General features: G+C 63.9%; 5 protein-coding genes. 2 read left to right on the top strand and 3 right to left on the bottom strand.

Features of this window, described 5'->3' with window-relative positions:
* Positions 1-5: 5 nt before the first annotated feature.
* Positions 6-12,902 (top strand): non-ribosomal peptide synthetase, encoded by a 12,897-nt coding sequence (locus QRN10_RS04935; RefSeq protein WP_285427942.1) that lies wholly within the window; start codon positions 6-8, stop codon positions 12,900-12,902.
* 349 nt (positions 12,903-13,251) lie between these two features.
* A complete protein-coding gene (locus QRN10_RS04930; protein WP_285427941.1) occupies positions 13,252-16,665 on the top strand; it encodes a hypothetical protein in 3,414 nt (1,137 codons plus the stop codon).
* Positions 16,666-16,734: 69 nt separating this feature from the next.
* On the opposite strand, the gene dsbG is transcribed toward QRN10_RS04930, so the two are convergent.
* Genes dsbG through dsbD form a run of 3 tightly spaced genes read right to left on the bottom strand, consistent with a single transcriptional unit; the run spans position 16,735 to position 20,050 of the window.
* The gene (gene dsbG / locus QRN10_RS04925) at positions 16,735-17,496 is read right to left on the bottom strand and encodes a thiol:disulfide interchange protein DsbG (protein ID WP_253508722.1); all 762 of its coding nucleotides are present in this window, start codon (positions 17,494-17,496) and stop codon (positions 16,735-16,737) included.
* Positions 17,472-18,323, bottom strand: coding sequence for a TlpA disulfide reductase family protein (locus QRN10_RS04920; RefSeq protein ID WP_181075770.1), 852 nt, complete (start codon positions 18,321-18,323; stop codon positions 17,472-17,474). Before QRN10_RS04920 ends, dsbG begins: the two co-directional genes overlap by 25 nt.
* Positions 18,323-20,050 carry a protein-disulfide reductase DsbD gene (gene dsbD / locus QRN10_RS04915; RefSeq protein ID WP_266246275.1) on the bottom strand — a complete coding sequence of 576 codons (1,728 nt, stop codon included), beginning with the start codon at positions 20,048-20,050 and terminating at the stop codon, positions 18,323-18,325. The genes QRN10_RS04920 and dsbD overlap by 1 nt, the downstream gene beginning before the upstream one ends.
* Between the last annotated feature and the right edge of the window lie 155 nt (positions 20,051-20,205).

Genomic DNA, 20,205 nt, shown 5'->3' with positions numbered 1-20,205 from the left:
ACCCCATGATGGACGCCTTCGAACTTCCCCGTACCCTGGTCCAGTCCCTTCAACGTCGCGCCGCGCACACCCCGGATCAGGTGGCGCTGCGCTTCCTGGCCGAGTCGGTCGAGCACAACGTGGTGCTCAGTTACCGCGACCTGGACCTGCGCGCCCGCACCATCGCCGCCGCCCTGCAGGCGCACGCGAGCCTGGGCGACCGCGCGGTGCTGTTGTTCCCCAGCGGCCCGGATTACGTCGCGGCGTTCTTTGGTTGCCTGTACGCCGGCGTGATCGCGGTGCCTGCCTACCCTCCGGAGTCCACGCGTCGTCACCATCAGGAGCGCCTGCTGTCGATCATCGGCGACGCCGAGCCGCGCCTGTTGCTGACCATCGCCAGCCTGAGCGACGGCCTGGCGCAACTCGACAACGCGCCGCCGGTGCTGAGCGTCGACACCCTCGATGCGCAGCTCGCCGAGCAGTGGGTCGCCGCCGACCTGCAAGCCGATGACATCGCCTTCCTGCAATACACCTCTGGTTCCACCGCGCTGCCCAAGGGGGTGCAAGTCAGCCACGGCAATCTGGTGGCCAACGAAGTGCTGATCCGCCGCGGCTTCGGCATCGACCTCAACCCGGACGACGTGATCGTCAGCTGGTTGCCGCTGTACCACGACATGGGCCTGATCGGCGGTCTGCTGCAACCGATCTTCAGCGGCGTGCCGTGTGTGCTGATGTCGCCTTCGTACTTTCTTGGCCGGCCCTTGCGCTGGCTGCAAGCGATCAGCGAATACGGCGGCACCATCAGCGGCGGCCCGGATTTCGCCTACCGCCTGTGCAGCGAGCGGGTCAGCGAGTCAGCCCTGGAGCGCCTCGACCTGAGTCGCTGGCGCGTGGCGTATTCGGGTTCCGAACCGATCCGCCTCGACACCCTGGAGCGCTTCGCCGAGAAGTTCGCGGTGTGCGGCTTCACCGCGAACCATTTCTTCGCCTCCTACGGGCTGGCCGAAGCTACGTTGTTCGTGGCCGGCGGTACTCGCGGCCAGGGCATCGCGGCACTGCGGGTCGACGACCAGGCGCTGGCCGCCAACCGTGCCGAGCCGGGGCAGGGCAGTGCGATCATGAGCTGCGGCACCAGCCAGCCGGAACACGCGGTGCTGATCGCCGATCCGCACACCTTGAGCGAACTGCCCGACAGCGTCGTCGGCGAGCTGTGGGCCAGCGGCCCGAGCATCGCCCACGGCTACTGGCGCAACCCCGAAGCCACCGCCAGGACCTTTGTACAGCACGCCGGGCGTACCTGGCTGCGCACCGGCGACCTGGGCTTTATCCGTGACGGCGAGGTGTACATCACCGGCCGTCTCAAGGACCTGTTGATCGTGCGCGGTCACAACCTCTATCCCCAGGACATCGAACAAACCATCGAACGCGAAGTGGAAGGGGTGCGCAAAGGCCGGGTGGCGGCGTTCGCCGTGAGCGACCAGGGCGTGGAGGGTATTGGCATCGCCGCCGAAATCAGCCGCAGCGTGCAGAAAATCCTGCCGCCCGAAGCGCTGATCAAAGCGATCCGCCAGGCAGTAGCCGAGGCCTATCAAGAGGCGCCATCGGTGGTGGTGCTGCTCAACCCCGGCGGTTTGCCCAAGACCTCCAGCGGCAAAGTGCAGCGCGCGGCCTGTGGGCTGCGCCATGCCGACGGCAGCCTCGACAGCTATGCGCAATTCCCCGGTCGGCAGGTGCCGGCCGCTCAGGCCGCATTGGAATCCGATCTGCAGCGCCGGATCGCCGCGATCTGGTGCGAGCAATTGCAGGTCCCGAGCGTTGCCGCCGACGACCACTTCTTCCTGCTCGGCGGCAACTCCATCAACGCTACCCAAGTGATCGCGCGTCTGCGTGAAAGCCTGGGCCTGGAGCTGAACCTGCGCCTGCTGTTCGAGGCGCCGACCTTGCACGGTTTCGCCACGCAGGTCGCGCGCCTGCAACAGGATGGCGGTGTGGCCCAGGGTGCTATCCGCGCCTTGTCGCGCGACGATGAACGGCCCCAATCCCTGGCGCAGAACCGCCTGTGGATTACCTGGCAACTCGACCCACGGAGCAGCGCCTACACCATCCCCGGCGCTTTGCGCCTGCGCGGCGAGCTGGATGAACACGCCGTGCGCGCCAGCTTCGCGCAGTTGATCCAGCGCCACGATGCCCTGCGCACACGCTTCTACGAACGCGACGGCCAGGCCTGTCAGCGCATCGACGCCGAGGCGGTGTTCGACCTGCCGCTCATCGACCTCGGCGACCTGCCCACCGCCGAGCGCGAGGCTCGCGCGGCGCAGATCCGCGAGGACCAGGCGCACACCCCGTTCGATCTGGAAAAAGGCCCGCTGCTGCGGCTGACCCTGGTGCGCCTGGACGATGAGGATCACCAGTTGCTGGTGACACTGCACCACATCATCGCCGACGGCTGGTCGCTGACTATTCTGCTCGACGAGTTTTCGCGCCTGTATGCCGCCGCCGTCCAGGGCCAGGCGCTGACGCTGGCGCCCCTGGCCGTGAGCTACGCCGATTACGGCAGCTGGCAACGCCAATGGCTGGCCGACGGTGAGGGCCAGCGCCAACTGGCGTACTGGAAGGCGCAACTGGGCGATGAACATCCGGTGCTGAGCCTGGCTACCGATCATCCGCGTTCCGCGCAGCACCGCCGCAGCGCGGCGCGGCACAGCGTGCGCTTGAGCACGCCTCTGAGCGAAGCCATTCGCCAGACCGCCCTGGCGCACGACTCCACGCCATTCATGTTGTTGCTCGCGGCGTTCCAGACCCTGCTCTATCGCTACAGCGGCCAGCGCGATATTCGCATCGGCGTGCCCAACGCCAACCGCCCGCGCCAGGAAACCCAGGGGCTGGTGGGCTTTTTCATCAATACCTTGGTGCTGCGCGCCGAACTGGACGGGCGTATGCCGTTCAGTGAGCTGCTGGCCGCCACCCGCCACACCGCATTGGGGGCCCAGGCCCATCAGGACCTGCCGTTCGAGCAACTGCTGGAAGCCTTCCCTCAGGCCCGCGAACAGGGCCTGTTCCAAGTCATGTTCAACCATCAACAGCGCGACTTGAGCGCCCTGCGCCGCCTGCCTGGGATGCTCGCCGACGAATTGCCGTGGCACAGCCGCGAGGCCAAGTTCGACCTGCAGCTGCACAGCGAAGAGGACCGCAATGGGCGCCTGAGCCTGTCGTTCGACTACGCCGACGAACTGTTCGACGCGGCGACTATCCAGCGCCTGGCCGAGCACTTTATCCACCTGCTGAACGGTGTGTGTGAACAGCCGCGACAGGCCCTCGGCGACCTTCCATTGCTGCCACATGACGAGCAGCAGGCGTGGAACGCCGCGCCCTGCGCACCGGCCCGGCAATGGCTGCCCGAAGCCCTCGGGCGGCACACCTCGCACGCCACTGCGTTGGTGTGGGACGGCGGCAGCCTGAGCTTCGCCCAACTGCACAGCCAGGCCAACCGCCTGGCCCATTACCTGCGCGACAAAGGCGTCGGCCCGGATGTGTGCGTGGCCATCGCCGCCGAGCGTTCGCCGCAGTTGCTGATCGGCCTGCTGGCGATCATCAAGGCCGGCGGCGCCTATGTGCCGTTGGACCCGGACTACCCGGCCGAGCGCCTGGCCTACATGCTCAAGGACAGCGGCGTGCACTTGCTGCTGACCCAGACCGCACTGCTCGACCGGGTGCCGAGCGCCGACGGCGTGTGCGTGATCGCCATGGACAGCCTGCACCTGGACAGCTGGCCGACCCAAGCGCCGGGCCTGCACCTGCATGGCGACAACCTCGCCTACGTGATCTACACCTCCGGCTCCACCGGCCAGCCCAAAGGCGTGGGCAACACCCATCGGGCCTTGGCCGAGCGCTTGCAATGGATGCAGGCCACCTATCGGCTGGACGCCAGCGATGTGCTGATGCAAAAGGCACCGATCAGTTTCGATGTATCGGTATGGGAGTGCTTCTGGCCGTTGATCAGCGGCTGCCGCCTGGTACTGGCCGGGCCCGGCGAACACCGCGACCCGCACCGCATCGCACAGTTGGTGCAGACCTACGGCGTGACCACGCTGCACTTTGTGCCGCCGCTGTTGCAGCTGTTTATCGACGAGCCGCTGAGCGCCGAATGCACCAGTCTGCGTCGCCTGTTCTGCGGTGGCGAAGCCTTGCCCGCCGAGCTGCGCAACCGCGTGCTGGCGCAGTTGCCGGCGGTGCAGTTGCACAACCGTTACGGGCCGACCGAAACCGCGATCAACGTCACCCACTGGCACTGCCAGGCCGAGGATGGCGAGCGCTCACCGATCGGCCGGCCGCTGGGCAATGTGATCTGCCGCGTGCTCGACGAACACCTCAACCCGCTGCCGGCCGGGGTGCCGGGCGAGCTGTGCATCGCCGGCATCGGCCTGGCGCGCGGTTACCTGGGACGTGCGGGGTTGACCGCCGAACGTTTCGTCGCCGACCCGCTGGGGGATGCGGGCACGCGCCTGTATCGCACCGGCGACCGGGTGCGCTGGGGCCGCGACGGCGTGCTGGAATACCTTGGTCGTCTCGACCAGCAGGTCAAGCTGCGCGGGTTCCGCGTGGAGCCGGAAGAAATCGAAGCGCGCCTGCTGGCCCTGGACGGCATCGCCCAGGCCGTGGTGCAGGTGCGTGACGCGCAATTGATCGGTTACTACACCGCGCACACCGCATTGGATGAACACGCGGTCAAAGCCGCCCTGGCCGCCGAGCTGCCGGAGTACATGGTGCCCGCGCAACTGATGCGCCTGGACGCGATGCCCCTGAGCCCCAGCGGCAAACTCGACCGCCGCGCATTGCCCGAGCCGGTGTGGCATACCCGCGAACACGTGGAACCCCAGACGCCCTTGCAACAGCAGATCGCCGCGATCTGGCGTGAGGTGCTCGGTATGCCGCAAGTGGGCCTGCGTGATGATTTCTTCGCCCTCGGCGGGCACTCGCTGCTGGCCACCCAGATCGTTTCCCGCACCCGCCAGGTCTGCGATGTCGAGCTGCCGTTGCGCACCCTGTTCGATGCCAGCGAGCTTGAAGCATTTGCCACACAGGTCGCGCTGATCCAGGCGGCTGGTCAGCGCAATCAGCACACCGCCATCGCCAGGGTCGACCGTCGCCAGCCGGTGCCGCTGTCCTATTCCCAGCAGCGCATGTGGTTCCTCTGGCAGATGGAACCGGACAGCCCGGCCTACAACGTCGGTGGCATGGCGCGTCTGCGCGGCGTGCTGGACGTGGGGCGTTTCGAGGCCGCGTTGCAGGCCCTGATCATGCGTCACGAAACCCTGCGCACCACGTTCCCCAGCGTCGACGGCGTGGCCTGTCAGCAGGTCTCGGCGCAGACCGGCGTGCGCATGGATTGGCGGGACATGTCCGCGCTCGATGCTACCGAGCGCCAGCAGCGCCTGCAGCAGTTGGCCGATCACGAAGCCCACACCGCGTTCAACCTGGAAACCGGGCCATTGCTGCGCGCATGCCTGGTCAAGGCCGGCGAGCAGGAGCATTACCTGGTGCTGACCCTGCACCATATCGTCACCGAAGGCTGGGCCATGGACATCTTTGCCCGTGAACTCAGCGCGCTGTACGAAGCGTTTATCGACGAGCGCGAGTCGCCGCTGGCGCCGTTGCCGGTGCAGTACCTGGACTACAGCGTGTGGCAGCGCCAATGGCTGGAAAGCGGCGAGCGTCAGCGCCAGCTGGATTACTGGACCGCGCAACTGGGCAGCGAACACCCCTTGCTGGAATTGCCCGCAGACCGCCCACGGCCGCCGGTGCAAAGCCACCGAGGCGAGCTGTATCGCTTCGACCTCAGCGATGAACTGGCCGCGCGCGTGCGGGCGTTCAATGCCGAGCACGGCCTGACGCTGTTCATGACCATGACCGCGACCCTGGCCGTGTTGCTCTACCGCTACAGCGGCCAGACCGACCTGCGCATCGGCGCCCCTGTGGCCAACCGCATCCGGCCGGAGAGCGAGGGGCTGATCGGCGCGTTCCTCAACACTCAGGTGCTGCGTTGCCGGCTCGATGGGCAGATGACTGTCCACCAATTGTTTGAGCACGTCCGCCACACCGTGATCGAAGGCCAGTCCCATCAGGACCTGCCGTTCGATCACCTGGTCGAAGCCCTGCAACCGCCACGCAGCGCGGCATACAACCCGCTGTTCCAAGTGATGTGCAACGTGCAGCGCTGGGAGTTCCAGCAGAGCCGCCAACTGGCCGGGATGACCGTCGAGTACCTGGCCAACGATGCGCGCGCCACCAAGTTCGACCTCAACCTGGAAGTCACCGATCTCGATCATCGCCTGGGGTGCTGCCTGACCTACAGCACCGACCTGTTCGACGAACCACGCATCGCGCGCATGGCCGAACATTGGCGCAATCTGCTCGAAGCGCTGATCGCCGACCCGCGTCAGCGCTTGAGCGAATTGCCGTTGCTGAGTGCCGCCGAGCGGGGCCAACTGCAACGCAGCCTCGGCGCCGAGCCCGGCGTGCATCGCCTCGACCAGTGCCTGCATCCGCTGTTCAGCCAACAGGCTCAGCGGCGTGGCGACGCCCCGGCGTTGACCTTTGCCGGCGAAACCCTCGGCTACCGCGAGCTGGATGCGCGCGCCAATCGCCTGGCCTGGATGCTGCGCGAGCGTGGCGTGGGGCCGCAGGTGCGCGTTGGCCTGGCGCTGCCCCGTTCCCTGGAGATGGTGGTCGGGCTGCTGGCGATCCTCAAGGCCGGCGGCGCCTACGTACCGCTGGACCCGGAATACCCGCTCGACCGTCTGCATTACATGATCGAAGACAGCGGCATCGGCCTGCTGCTCAGCGATGCGGCGATGTTCCAAGCCCTCGGCGAATTGCCGGCGACGGTGGCCCATTGGTGCCTGGAAGATGACCTTGCCGCGCTTGCCGATTACCCGGCTGATGAACTGCCCTTTATCAACCTGCCGCAGCACCAGGCGTACCTGATTTATACCTCCGGCTCCACCGGCAAACCCAAAGGCGTGGTGGTGTCACACGGTGAAATCGCCATGCATTGCCGGGCCGTGATTGAGCGTTTCGGCATGCGCGCCGACGACTGTGAGCTGCATTTCTATTCGATCAACTTCGACGCCGCCACCGAGCGTTTGCTGGTGCCGTTGCTCAGCGGCGCCCACGTGGTGCTGCGGGCCGAGGGGCAATGGGACGCCGAGCAGATCTGCGCGCTGATCCGCACCCATGGCGTTACGGTGCTGGGCTTTACTCCGAGCTACGGCAGCCAGTTGGCGCAGTGGCTGGCGACCCAACGGCAGACATCGCCGGTGCGCATGTGCATCACCGGCGGCGAAGCCCTGACCGGCGAGCACTTGCAGCGCATCCGCGCGGCGTTCCAGCCCCAGCTGTTTTTCAATGCCTACGGCCCCACCGAAACCGTGGTGATGCCGCTGGCCAGCCTGGCGCCGCCGCAGTGGGAGGAGGGCACCGGCAGCGTGCCGATCGGCAGCATTGTCGGTGAGCGTGTGGCGTACATTCTGGATGCCGATCTGGCCCTGGTGCCCCAGGGCGCGAGCGGCGAGTTGTACATCGGCGGGGCGGGGCTGGCCCAGGGTTACCACCAGCGTCCAGGCATGACCGCCGAGCGTTTTGTCGCCGACCCGTTTGCCACCGATGGCGGGCGCCTGTACCGCACCGGCGACCTGGTGCGCCAGCGCGCCGACGGCCTGGTGGAGTACCTGGGGCGCATCGACCATCAGGTGAAGATTCGCGGTTTCCGCATCGAGCTGGGGGAAATCGAAACCCGCCTGCTGGAACATCCTCAGGTGCGCGAAGCGGTGGTGCTGGCACTGGAGGCCCCGAGCGGCCATCAACTGGTGGCGTACCTGGTCGGGGGCGCCGACCACGCCGCCTTGCGCGAGGCGCTCAAAGCCCACCTCAAGGCACAACTGCCGGATTACATGGTGCCCGCGCACCTGATCATCCTCGACAGCATGCCGTTGACCGCCAACGGCAAGCTCGACCGCCGCGCCTTGCCGCAACCGGACCCCGAGGCCAATCGCCAACACTACGTGGCGCCACGCAACGCCCTGGAAAGTACCCTGGCCGCGATCTGGTGCGCGGTGTTGAACGTGCGGCAAGTCGGCCTGGACGATAACTTCTTTGAACTGGGCGGCGATTCGATCCTGTCGATCCAGGTGGTCAGCCGCGCGCGCCAGGCGGGCATTCACTTCAGCCCGCGCGACCTGTTCCAGCACCAGACCGTGCAAAGCCTGGCCGCCGTCGCCACCCGATCGGAGCGGGTCGTGGCCGAGCAAGGTGTACTCACCGGCAGCTCCGGGCTGACGCCGATCCAGCACTGGTTCTTCGACACCGACATCCCCGCGCGCCAGCATTGGAATCAGGCATTGCTGCTCAAACCGCTGCACCTGCTCGATCCCCGACGCCTGGAGCAGGCATTGCTGGCGGTGCTGGAGCACCACGATGCCCTGCGCCTGAGCTTCAGCCAGCGCGGCGCGCAGTGGCATGCCGACTATCGGGATGTGCCGGAAGCCGGCGTGCTGATGCAGGCGCAGGTGCGCGACATGGCGCAGTGCAGCGCCTTGTTCACCGACACCCAGCGCAGCCTCGACCTGGAGCACGGGCCGCTGCTGCGTGCCCTGCTGGTCGACGGCCCGCAAGGCCAGCAGCGCTTGCTGATTGCGGTTCATCACTTGGTCGTCGACGGCGTGTCGTGGCGCGTGCTGCTGGAAGACCTGCAAACCGTCTATCGCCAACTCAGCGACGGCCAACCCGTCAGCTTGCCGGCCAAGACCAGTGCGCTGCGCGATTGGGCTGCGCGGTTGCAGGCCTATGCCCAGAGTGAATCCCTGCGCGAAGAATTGAGCGTGTGGCAAGCGCAGTTGGCCGGCCCGGCCGTGACATTGCCGGTGCAGCGCCCCCAAGGCGCACGGCGTAATCGCGATGCCGAGACGGTCAGCGTGCGCCTGGATGCCGAACACACCCGCCAGTTGTTGCAACAGGCACCGAGCGCCTATCGCACCCAGGTCAATGACCTGCTGCTGACGGCCCTGGCGCGGGTGCTGTGCCGTTGGAGCGGCCATGACTCGGCACTGATCCAGCTGGAAGGTCATGGCCGCGAACCCCTGTTTGACGATATCGACCTGAGCCGCAGCGTCGGCTGGTTTACCAGCGCTTATCCATTGCGCCTGACACCGCAGGCGGAGCTGGGCGACTCGATCAAGGCAATCAAGGAGCAACTGCGCGCCTTGCCCCATAAGGGCCTGGGGTTTGGCGTGCTGCGCTACCTGGCCGATGACTTGTGCACACAGCGCATGGCCGCACTGCCGAGCGCGCAAATCACGTTCAACTACCTTGGTCAGTTCGACCAGAGCTTCGGCGCCGATGCGCTGTTCCATCCGCTGGAGGAGTCCACCGGCCTGGCCCATGATCCGGATGCGCCGCTGCCCAACGAACTGAGCGTCGACAGCCAGGTGTACGGCGGCGAGCTGGTGCTGCGCTGGACCTTCAGCCGCGAACGCCATGATCAACAGGTGATTCGCGAGCTGGCCGACGCCTACCTCGCCCAATTGCACAGCCTGATCGCGCATTGCCTCAAGACCGATGCCGGCGGCCTCACGCCGTCCGACTTCCCCCTGGCACGCTTGACCCAGGCGCAACTGGACAGCCTGCCGGTGCCTGCCCAGGCGATCGAGGACGTCTACCCACTCACGCCGATGCAAGAGGGCCTGCTGCTGCATACCCTGCTGGAACCGGGCACCGGCCTCTACTACATGCAGGACCGCTACCGCATCAACAGCGCGCTGGACCCCGAACGTTTCGCCCAGGCCTGGCAAGCGGTAATCGCCCGCCACGAAGCCCTGCGCGCCTCGTTCTGCTGGAACGTCGGCGAAGACATGCTGCAGGTGATCCACAAGCCGGGCCGTGCGCCGATTGAATACCTGGACTGGAGCCACGACCCGCAAGCCGAGCACGAGCCGCGTCTGCAAGCGTTGCTCAAGACCGAGCGCGAGGCCGGGTTCGATCTGCTCAACCAGGCACCGTTCCACCTGCGCCTGATTCGCGTGGGTGAGGCACGCTATTGGTTCATGATGAGCAACCACCATATCCTCATCGATGCGTGGTGCCGTTCGCTGCTGATGAACGACTTCTTTGAAATCTACCTGGCCCTCGGTGAAGGCCGCGATGCGCAACTGGCCACGCCGCCGCGCTATCGCGACTACATCGCCTGGCTGCAACGCCGCAACCTGGATGAGGCGCGTCAGTGGTGGCAGCAGAACCTGCAAGGGTTCGAACGAACCACGCCAATCCCCAGCGACCGGCCATTCCTGCGCGAACACGCCGGCCACAGTGGCGGCATGGTGGTGGGCGATTGCTACACCCGCCTCGATGCACGTGACGGCGCACAACTGCGGGAGCTGGCCCAGGCCCATCAACTGACCGTCAATACGTTCGCCCAGGCGGCCTGGGCCTTGGTCCTGCGCCGGGTCAGCGGCGATCGTGACGTGGTGTTCGGCGTGACCGTGGCCGGTCGCCCGGTGGACATGCCCGAGATGCAACACACGGTCGGCCTGTTCATCAACAGCATCGCGCTGCGGGTGCAACTGCCCGAAGACGGCCAGCCCTGCAGTGTGCGTCAGTGGCTGAGCGGCCTGCTCGACAGCAACATGCAATTGCGCGAGTACGAATACCTGCCGCTGGTGACTCTGCAGGAACACAGCGAACTGCCCAAGGGCCAGCCGCTGTTCGACAGCCTGTTCGTGTTCGAAAACGCCCCGGTGGACACCACGGTGCTGGACCGTGCCCACAGCCTTAACGCCACCTCGGACTCCGGCCGCACCCACACCAACTTCCCGCTGACCGCCGTGTGCTACCCCGGTGATGACCTCGGTTTGCACCTGTCCTACGACCAGCGCTACTTCGACGAGAGCACCGTGCAAGGCTTGCTCGCCGAGTTCAAACGCCTGCTGCTGGCGCTGGTGCAGGGCTTCCATGGCGACATGGCCGAGTTGCCGCTGATCGGTGAGCAGGAGCGCGAGTTTCTGGTGGAGGGTTGCAACCGGAGCGCGCACGCCTACCCGCTGGAGCGCAGCTATGTGGAGCTGTTCGAAGCCCAGGTGGCCGCGCACCCGCAGCGTATCGCCGCCAGTTGCCTTGATCAGCAATGGAGCTATGACGAGTTGAACCGCCGCGGTAATGGCCTGGGTCATGCCTTGATCGCAGCGGGTGTCGGCCTGGATCAACCGGTGGCGTTGCTGGCTGAACGCAACCTGGATCTGCTGGGCATGATCATCGGCAGCTTCAAGGCCGGTGCCGGCTACCTGCCATTGGATCCGGGCTTGCCGAGCCAGCGTCTGCGTCGCCTTATCGAGCTGAGCCGCACGCCGCTGCTGGTGTGCAGCGAGGCCTGTCGCGAGCAGGCCATCGCGCTGCTGGACGGGATTGACTGCCAGTTGCTGGTGTGGGACGACGTGCCGTCGCGAGGCGAAAACCCAGGGGTGTATAGCGGCCCGGACAACCTCGCCTACGTGATCTACACCTCCGGCTCCACCGGCTTGCCCAAAGGCGTGATGGTGCAACAGCGCGGCATGCTCAATAACCAATTGAGCAAGGTGCCGTACCTGGGTCTGACCTCGGCGGATGTGATTGCCCAGACCGCGTCCCAGAGTTTCGATATTTCCGTGTGGCAATTTCTCGCCGCGCCGTTGTTCGGCGCACGGGTGGACATCGTGCCCAATACCCTGGCCCACGATCCGCAAGGCTTGCTGATGCATGTGCAGGCCCAGGGCATCAGCGTGCTGGAGAGCGTGCCGTCGCTGATCCAGGGCATGCTGGCCCAGGACCGTATCAGCCTGGACGGCCTGCGCTGGATGCTGCCGACCGGCGAAGCGATGCCGCCGGAGCTGGCGCACCAGTGGCTGCAGCGCTACCCCGAGATTGGCCTGGTGAATGCGTACGGTCCGGCGGAATGTTCCGATGACGTGGCGTTCTTCCGCGTCGACCTGGCCTCCACCCGTGGCACCTACTTGCCGATCGGCACACCCACCGACAACAACCGTTTGTACCTGCTCGATGGCGCGCTGGAACTGGTGCCTCAAGGCGCCGTCGGCGAGTTGTGCGTGGCCGGCACCGGGGTAGGGCGCGGCTATGTCGGCGACCCGCTGCGCACCGCGCCGGTCTTCGTACCCGACCCGTTCGGCGCGCCGGGCGAGCGCCTGTACCGCACCGGTGACCTGGCGCGGCGGCGCAGCGATGGCGTGCTGGAATATGTCGGGCGTGTCGATCATCAGGTGAAGATTCGCGGCTACCGCATCGAACTGGGGGAAATCGAAGCGCGCCTGCATGAGCAACCGCACGTGCGCGACGCGGCCGTCGGTGTACAGGAAGGCGCCAACGGCAAGCACCTGGTGGGTTACCTGGTCGCTGCGGATACGGCGCTCAACCCGAGCGAACGCCTGGACCGCATCAAGCAACGCCTGCGCGCCGAACTGCCGGAATACATGGTGCCGCTGCACTGGCTATGGCTTGAGCGCCTGCCGCTCAACGCCAACGGCAAACTTGACCGCAATGCCCTGCCGGCCCTGGACATCGGCCAGTTGCACCGCCAGGACTACCTGGCACCGCGCAATGAACTGGAAACCACCCTGGCCGCTATCTGGGCCGAGGTGCTCAAAGTCGAACGGGTAGGCGTACAGGACAACTTCTTCGAACTGGGCGGGCACTCGCTGCTGGCCACACAGATTGCATCGCGCGTGCAGAAAACCCTGCAACGGGACGTACCGCTGCGCGCGATGTTCGAGTGCAGCACCGTGGCGGAGTTGGCCGAGTACATCGAAGGGTTGGCGGGTAATGAGATCAGTGTGGAGAAGGTGGATCGGTTGAGTGATCTGATGGCCGAGTTGGAAGGGCTCTGATCTGCGATGCTCGTTGCATCTACTTAAGTCCTGAAGACTGACACATGTGGTGAGCGGGCTTGCCCCGCGCCGGGCTGCGAAGCAGCCCCATTCACCATAAAAGCTCACGTTTTCAGGCTGTGTTTTTATCGAGGATGTGTAGATACCGATGCCCCGATGGCGCCTATCTTGGCCCGAGTTTCTTCAGTCATTTTGAGGGGGCCGTTCATCCGAAAAAACGGAATTCTGCTAAATACCTGTCAAATCTGACAGTAGCCGCGCTCCTGATCCAGGCGTTAGATAGATGCCTCAAGTACCTGGCCCTAAGGCCAACCTTGCTGGTCATTTAACGCAGGAAAGGAGTTTTATCATGGCTAAGCCACCCTCTCGAAAACGCCCACCTTCCGCCCAAGCCGTTAGCGTTGCACCGACACCGCCATCAGCGGGGCCGGCTTCAACAAATTTGCCTTTGCCTATTATTCAGTTCGCGGCGAACGGCAACGTGCTGTACCCCATCGATGCAGTTGCCGGCACGACAGCAACGCTGGCACTGCCAGCAGGGGCCACCCACGTCATGTTCTACATGGAAATCATGGGTCAGACAGAGCCAGTATTCGAGCCTGTCGCCGTAGCGGACGGTGTCAACGTCGTCGATATTTCGGCGCAAACGATCAGTTATTGCATTGGGCACACGGTACAGGTGCGGTATGAAGCCACCGTGGGTAGCCAAGTACAGAAATCCTTCAGGCTGGACTTGGAAGTCCAACAGATCAGGGAAGAAGACCTGCGCGAATCGTTGCCGGTATTTGCCCATGTGCAGTACATCCACAACGACTGGGTACTGGATATGGCCACCTTCAGCGGCGATGAGACCATTAAGGTCAACGCGTGGCCGATGATTCAGGCCGGGCAGCGGTTGTTTATCAACGTGGCCGGTGACCAGCACCTTCCACCCTTTGCGTTTGCCTGGGCAGCCCGGGACCATGTAGTGACGGCGGCCGAGGCGATTGCCGGGCATGTCTTCGAGTTCAAGCTTTCACGGGCTTGGATGGCGCAGCGAGAGGACTATTCGTCCCTGACTGTCCACATGGCAGTGATTTTTGATGGCACGGCTCCCGTGCCTGCGGTTCCGGTTGATCCGATCTTCGAGACACAACTGCCCAAAAACGCCCTGGAATTTCACCCGCGCACTACCGCGCGCTTGTTGGTCGATACGACGTTGCACTTACCCGAGCCTATCCTGGTCGAGGCTGAGGGCCAGAGTTCGATTGACCCCCTGAAACTGCTGGAGGGGGGCACTGTCCGTGTCTGTTACGAAGATATGCGCGGGACGGACACTATCTCCCTGTCCTGGGCGAGCACGTCGGGTGATTGGGCGCCAATTGAGCCGCAGAATGGGGTAGAAGAAGGCTGCATCGATTTCCACATACCGCCGTTGTACGTCGGTATGCGCCTGGATAATTTTGCGCTTTTTTCATACACCGTTACCCGCGATGGCGAGCCGTATACATCGCCTCTAGGTCAGGTCCGAATTAAACTCCCCAATTTCCCCAAGCCTCAGTTCCTCCAATCTCATGGCGATAAGCTCGATCTTTCGCTGTTGTGCTGTAAAGATCCTGATCTTTACGTCGCGCCTTGGGTCTTTATTGGAACGACGCAACTTGTCTATGTGGCTGTTACTGGAACTTATGCCGATGGTTCCAATGCCAGGTGGGTTTTCTTTCTCGACTCGCCAGTGACTGATGAAGATGTTCAGCAGGGTTGGAGCAGAGCACTGCCGCGAGAGGAGTTGGCCAAGCTCAAGCATGGCAGCGAGTTGTATACGGTCTTTTTTGTTGAGTTCCGCCCTCGTAAGGAGGGGCAGCCGGTCTACAGAATGTTTCCTCCGTTATCACTGACGGTGCTTACCGAGCCTCACCTGACCCTGTCGGCGCCTGAATTGCGCGAAGCGGTAAACACAGGCGAGGCTTGGGTCGTCAACCCGGTGAACACGGTTGACGGCGCACATATGGTCGTGACGTATGAGGGCATGTGCTGCGGGGACACGGTGTGCCCGACATTCTCCGGCACCCCTGGGCCGGGCTCTCCGTTGCTGGAGTGTCGACAACCGGTCGAAGGTGAAAGCAGCCTGGTGTTTACGGTACCGCCATCGGCGATCAGCGCGAACTTTGAGCAAGACATTACGCTCACGTACCGCGTCAGTCGGTGCGACGGTAGTGCGTGGTTATCGCCGCCGCGAACAGTCGAAGTGCTGGGTATCAGCGGCCTGCCCAAGCCGGTCGTCATGGAGGCCACCAACGGTACGCTGAATCTCAATCATTTTACCGGTGACGCCACCGCCACCGTGGACCGCTGGCCCTACATTGCGTTGGGTCAACCGTGCTGGCTTTGGGTGACTGGGAAGCTGGAGGATGACACGCTCTATAGCTTTGAGGTGCTGGAAGGTGTGCCCGTGACGAGTGAGTGGCTAACCAGTGGCGTCTATACGCCGTTGCCGCGCCTGGAGTTGGAAAAACTGGCGGATTGCAGCGACCTTGAGGTGCATTTTGCCGTGAATTTCAATGGGCAGTCCGATAAGCACAGCGCGACGCGATTCCGGCGATTGGAGCTGCACGTTATCCAGAAAGAATTGGATCTCAAGGCAGCTACCGTGCTTGAGGCCGATGGCTCAGACCTGACGATTTGGAACGGCCGCTTTGGTGTGACTGTACGAGTAGCCTATGCACGCATGAGTCGCCATCAAACGATCTCAGCGCGTTGGATCAACCCGAACGGCACGATCCTGCAGCTTGGCTCCAAGAGCGGAGACAGCGATCGTGGCTATGTCGATTTCACGGCCCCTCGTGAAGCGGTGATTCTTGGCGCGGGGAAAACAGTCCTTATCGATTACACCGTTACCAGCGACTGTCAATTTGCACCGTCCAAAACCTTTGCGTTGAAGATCAGCAGGCCGACGCGGTTGCCTACGCCGGTAGTGCCGCAGGCGACGGGTGACATTCTGGACTTGCGGACCTTTGACGGGGATGCGGATATCACTGTTGAACCGTGGTGGTTTATCTTGCCGGAGCAGAAGGTCTGGTTACGAGGTGCGGGCACCCATAAAGATGGGAGCAGCTACGCCTTTGAAGTGTATTTGGGCAAAGGAGTAACTGCGCAGGAGCTGGAGGATGGATTGAAGGATGTTCTGCAGCGATCCGAACTTGAGTTACTGAAGAATCGCAGCGACCTGACGTTTACTTGCAAAGTGACTGCGGACGGCAGCACTTCCGAGGGTGCGGCTATTGAGTTCCCTGTATTGGAGTTGAACGTGCGTCATCGGTATTACGATTACACCGACTTTGATCCGGACGGCGAATCCTGGAATGCTTGGCAGAAAGGACCGGGCGCCGCGCATAGCTCGGATTTGATTCTCAAGACAGGCGCAGTGCCTGGCAACCCGAGAGGCTACTACCTGTTTGACTACGGCAATACCAACACCAGCAACCCTGTTACGCAACGTGAGAAACTGTTCAAAAACTACGTAGAACTGGAACAGGGGCGTAAGTACAAGTTCAGTGCTCAGATTCGTGACGGCAGTGGGGTCCCTAATAAACCGCGTTTAATCCTGGTGGCCAATGGGCAGGACATTTCTGCCGTAACGCTACCGGGTACCTCCTGGCAATTGATCGAGGGTGTATTCGAGGCCGACTCAAGCACCATGCGCCTCAGTCTGGATAATCTTCAGATGGGAGTAGCGCCTGGCAACGACTTCGATGTGACCCAAATTACAGTGCAGGAAATTTAATCTGGCTTCCCTTGAAACACGGACGAGGCCTCCCATGTGGAGGCTTCGTTTTTACATGACTCAAGATATTTATTTTGCTCCCAGTATTTTCTCTAATTTATCCGGCGACGGCGCCCCCTGTTGCTGCTGCAACCCGCCCTTGTCATCCAGATAGAAAATCGCCGGCGTCGCCGACAACTCCAGTTCATCCATCAACTTCATATTGGCATCGAGCTTGGCTTCGATATCCGCCGGGATCTTGGCCAGCGCCTGCAACTTGCTGCCTTTGCCGGCGGCTTCGTGTTCTTCCAGGGCTTTTTGCGGGTCTTTGGCGGCAAACAGCGCGGCGGATTTGCCGGGGCTGTCTTCGCGGATGATACCGACCATGATGTGGCGCAGTTGCACCTTGCCGGCCTTCACCCAAGGTCGCGCCTGTTCCCAGAACATGTTGCAGTAAGGGCAGTTGGGGTCGCTGAACAGGTAGACGATGCGCGGTGCCTTAACGTCGCCATCCTGGATCCAGCTGCTTTTTTCCATCTTGGCCCAGACTTCCTTGGCCATTGGCGCATACACCAGTTTTTCCAGGGGCGCGTTGCTCAGGTCGTTGCCCTGGGCATCGTAGAGGCTGCCGGCAATCACATGTTTGCCATCGGCGGTCAGGTACAGCGCCATGCCGCGGTTCTGGTACTGCGCGGCATAGCCGGTGAGGCCGCTGGGAGCGTCGAATTTGCCGATGATTTTGGCGCCTTTGGCTTCGATCTGTTTGATCGGTGCCGGCCAGTCTTCGGCGTGGGCCAGGGTGGCCGCCAGCGTCAGCGGCAGCAGGGTCAGCAGGTGGCGGAGGCGGGGCATGTCGGTTTCCTTGTGGCGGCGGGGACGGTGTCGAAAGGTTCCAGGGCACGGGCCAGGCTGGCTTGGGACAACTCCCCCAGATGGCTGTTGATCAGGCGTCCGTCGGCGGTATAGAACAGCGTGGTCGGCAGGGCCATGGAGCCCACGGCCTGGCCCAGGCGGCCGCTGGCATCGAACAAGACGTTGTCCAGGGTCAGGCCCTGGGTGATGAGAAAGATACTGACGCTTTGCATACTCTCGGCCTGGTTGACGAACAGAAAGGTCACGTCGGGGCGCATGCGTTGGGCGCTTTCCAGTACCGGCATTTCACGGCGGCACGGCGGGCACCATGTGGCCCACAGGTTGATCACCAGCGGGCCGCCCTGATAGTCGGCCAATTGCACCACGTCGCCATTGGCATTGCGCAAGGTGATGTCGGGCAGCCGCGTGCCTTTTTCATACACGTTCAACGACAGGCTGGTCATGCCCCAGAACAGCAGGCCGGTGATAACCCCGGCGCTCAGCGGTTTGCGCAGTGACGGGCGTCGCCAGCCGTAGAGCAGGGCGCCTAGGATCAGCACGATCACGCCCGGCCAGGCCAGGAAACCGCCGTCGCGCAGATCGATCATCTGCAGTGGGTCGTTACGGTAATAGCCCCAGTACGCCAGCACGAAACTGATGCGCGCGGCCAGCATCCCCAGCAGGAACAGGCTGAACAGCACCGACTCCGGATTTTCACCGCCACGCTTGGCCACGCGCCAGCCCACCAATGTGGCGAGAATCAGCGCGCCGATCAGCAGGATGTGGTTCAGGGCGATGGCGAAGGTGCCGATGGTCAGGGTCAGCATCAGAGGGCGTCCCGGGCTTGGGTCCAGCGTTGCAGGAAGGTCATGGCATCGACCTCACCGGTAATGCGGTGGGCGCGGCGCTCGTGACCGTCCGGGCCGATCCACACAAAACTCGGCGGCCCTGGCACCTGATAGCGGCCCAGCAGTTCGCGGCTGGCGGCGTTGTCGGCAGTCACGTCAAGGCGCAGCAGGCGTACGTCCTTAAGCGCCGCGAGGACTTCGGGGCGGCCGAACACCTGTTTTTCCATGACCTTGCAGGCCACGCACCAGTCGGCGTAGTAATCCACCAGCACCCACTGGCCCTGGGCCTTGGCGCTGTCGAGTTGGGTTTGCAGCGCGGCCGGGTCGTTGAGCGTGAGGAACGCGTCGTGGGCCGTCGGCGCGCCGGCAATACCCGAGCCGCTGTAGACCTTCAACGGTTGCCACGGATCGTCGCTGCCACCGGCGGCGCCCACCAGCATCAACGCACCCCATAGGCCCAGCACCACGGAGCCGGCGCCGAACAGCATGGCCACCCGCCCGAAGTCCTGAGCCAGGCGCCAACCGCAATAAGCCATGGCAATCGCCAGGGCGCCCCACAGGCCGAGCCACAGGCTGTCATCCACCACGGGACGAATCATCAGCACGGCAGTGCCCAGGAACAGGAAGCCGAAGACGCCCTTGAGCACGTTCATCCAGGTGCCCGGCTTGGGCAGGAAACGATTGCCCACGGTCACCAGCAGCAACAGCGGGATGCCGATGCCGATGCCCATGGCGAACAGGATCAGCCCGCCGTGCAGTGCATTGCCGCTCTGGGCGATATACAGCAAGGCGCCGGCCAGGGGCGCGGTCATGCACGGCCCGACCAGCAGGCCGGATAACGCGCCGAGCATCCCGGCGCCGAGCAGGCTGCCACCGCGCTGGTTGCGGCTGACGTTATCCAGGCGGTCGCGCAAGGCCACCGGCAGTTGCAGCTCGAAGAACCCGAACATCGGCAGGGCCAGGATCACGAACAACGCTGCAAAGCTGCCGAGGATCCAAGGGGTTTGCAGCAGCGCCGCCAGGTTGGCGCCGAGCAGGGCGGCCAGCACGCCCAGGCCTGCATACACCAGCGCCATGCACACCACATAGCTGCCGGCCAGGGCCAGGCCGCGACGTGGGCTGGCGCCACTGCCGACCACCAGGCCGGCGAGGATCGGCAGCATCGGCAACGAGCACGGCGCGAACGCCAGCAGCAGGCCCAGGCCGAAGAACACCAGCAGGCTCCAACCCAGGCTGCGTTGTTGCAGGCCGCTGGCCAGGCTTTGATCCTGCGCCTGCGCAGTGGCGGCGACGGCCGGGTTGCCGCCCAGGTCCACGGTGATCGATTGCGGCGGGTAGCACAGGCCCGCGTCGGCGCAGCCCTGCCAGCCCAGCTTGACCTGGCCGGTGGTGCCCGCCGGCAGCTTGACTTCCAGGCCCTGGCGATACACTTGCTGCTCGCCGAAGAACTCGTCGCTATGGGCTTCACCCGGCGGCAGCGCGGGCTTTTCGGCGAGGCCGTCGAACTTCATGCGTTGCTGGTACAGGTAGTAACCGTCGGCAATCTGCCAATACAGCTGGGTCTCACCGCTTTCAAGCCGCTCGGAGGTAAAGGTGAATGCCTTGCCCACCGGCAGGAACTCGGGTTTGGTGTCGAAGGGACTGCCCGGCGCGGCCTGGGCGAACCCGGCGAACAACACCAGCAGAAAGGTAAACAGATGCCGCATGGTCAAGCCTTAGTTCGATGCAAGTGAGGCCACAATGTGTGGCGTTGATTAACCGATGATTAACCGGGCGCTATTCTAGAGTGTAGGGATTATCTTGGGGCGGCCTCTTTTCGCGGCATAATCGGCGCTTAATCGGCTGTGTTTCTAATCGCCCC

It is taken from the genome of Pseudomonas sp. lyk4-R2A-8, from assembly GCF_030209095.1.
Classification (GTDB): domain Bacteria; phylum Pseudomonadota; class Gammaproteobacteria; order Pseudomonadales; family Pseudomonadaceae; genus Aquipseudomonas; species Aquipseudomonas quebecensis.
The sequence above is the reverse complement of the archived record's forward strand: the minus strand, read 5'-3'. Positions and strand labels throughout refer to the sequence as shown.

Bases quoted from the DNA above. Each gene is read 5' to 3' on its own strand.
- QRN10_RS04935 (WP_285427942.1), top strand. From the start codon at position 6: ATGATGGACGCCTTCGAACTTCCCCGTACCCTGGTCCAGTCCCTTCAA.
- QRN10_RS04930 (WP_285427941.1), top strand. From the start codon at position 13,252: ATGGCTAAGCCACCCTCTCGAAAACGCCCACCTTCCGCCCAAGCCGTT.
- dsbG (WP_253508722.1), bottom strand. From the start codon at position 17,496: ATGCCCCGCCTCCGCCACCTGCTGACCCTGCTGCCGCTGACGCTGGCG.
- QRN10_RS04920 (WP_181075770.1), bottom strand. From the start codon at position 18,323: ATGCTGACCCTGACCATCGGCACCTTCGCCATCGCCCTGAACCACATC.
- dsbD (WP_266246275.1), bottom strand. From the start codon at position 20,050: ATGCGGCATCTGTTTACCTTTCTGCTGGTGTTGTTCGCCGGGTTCGCC.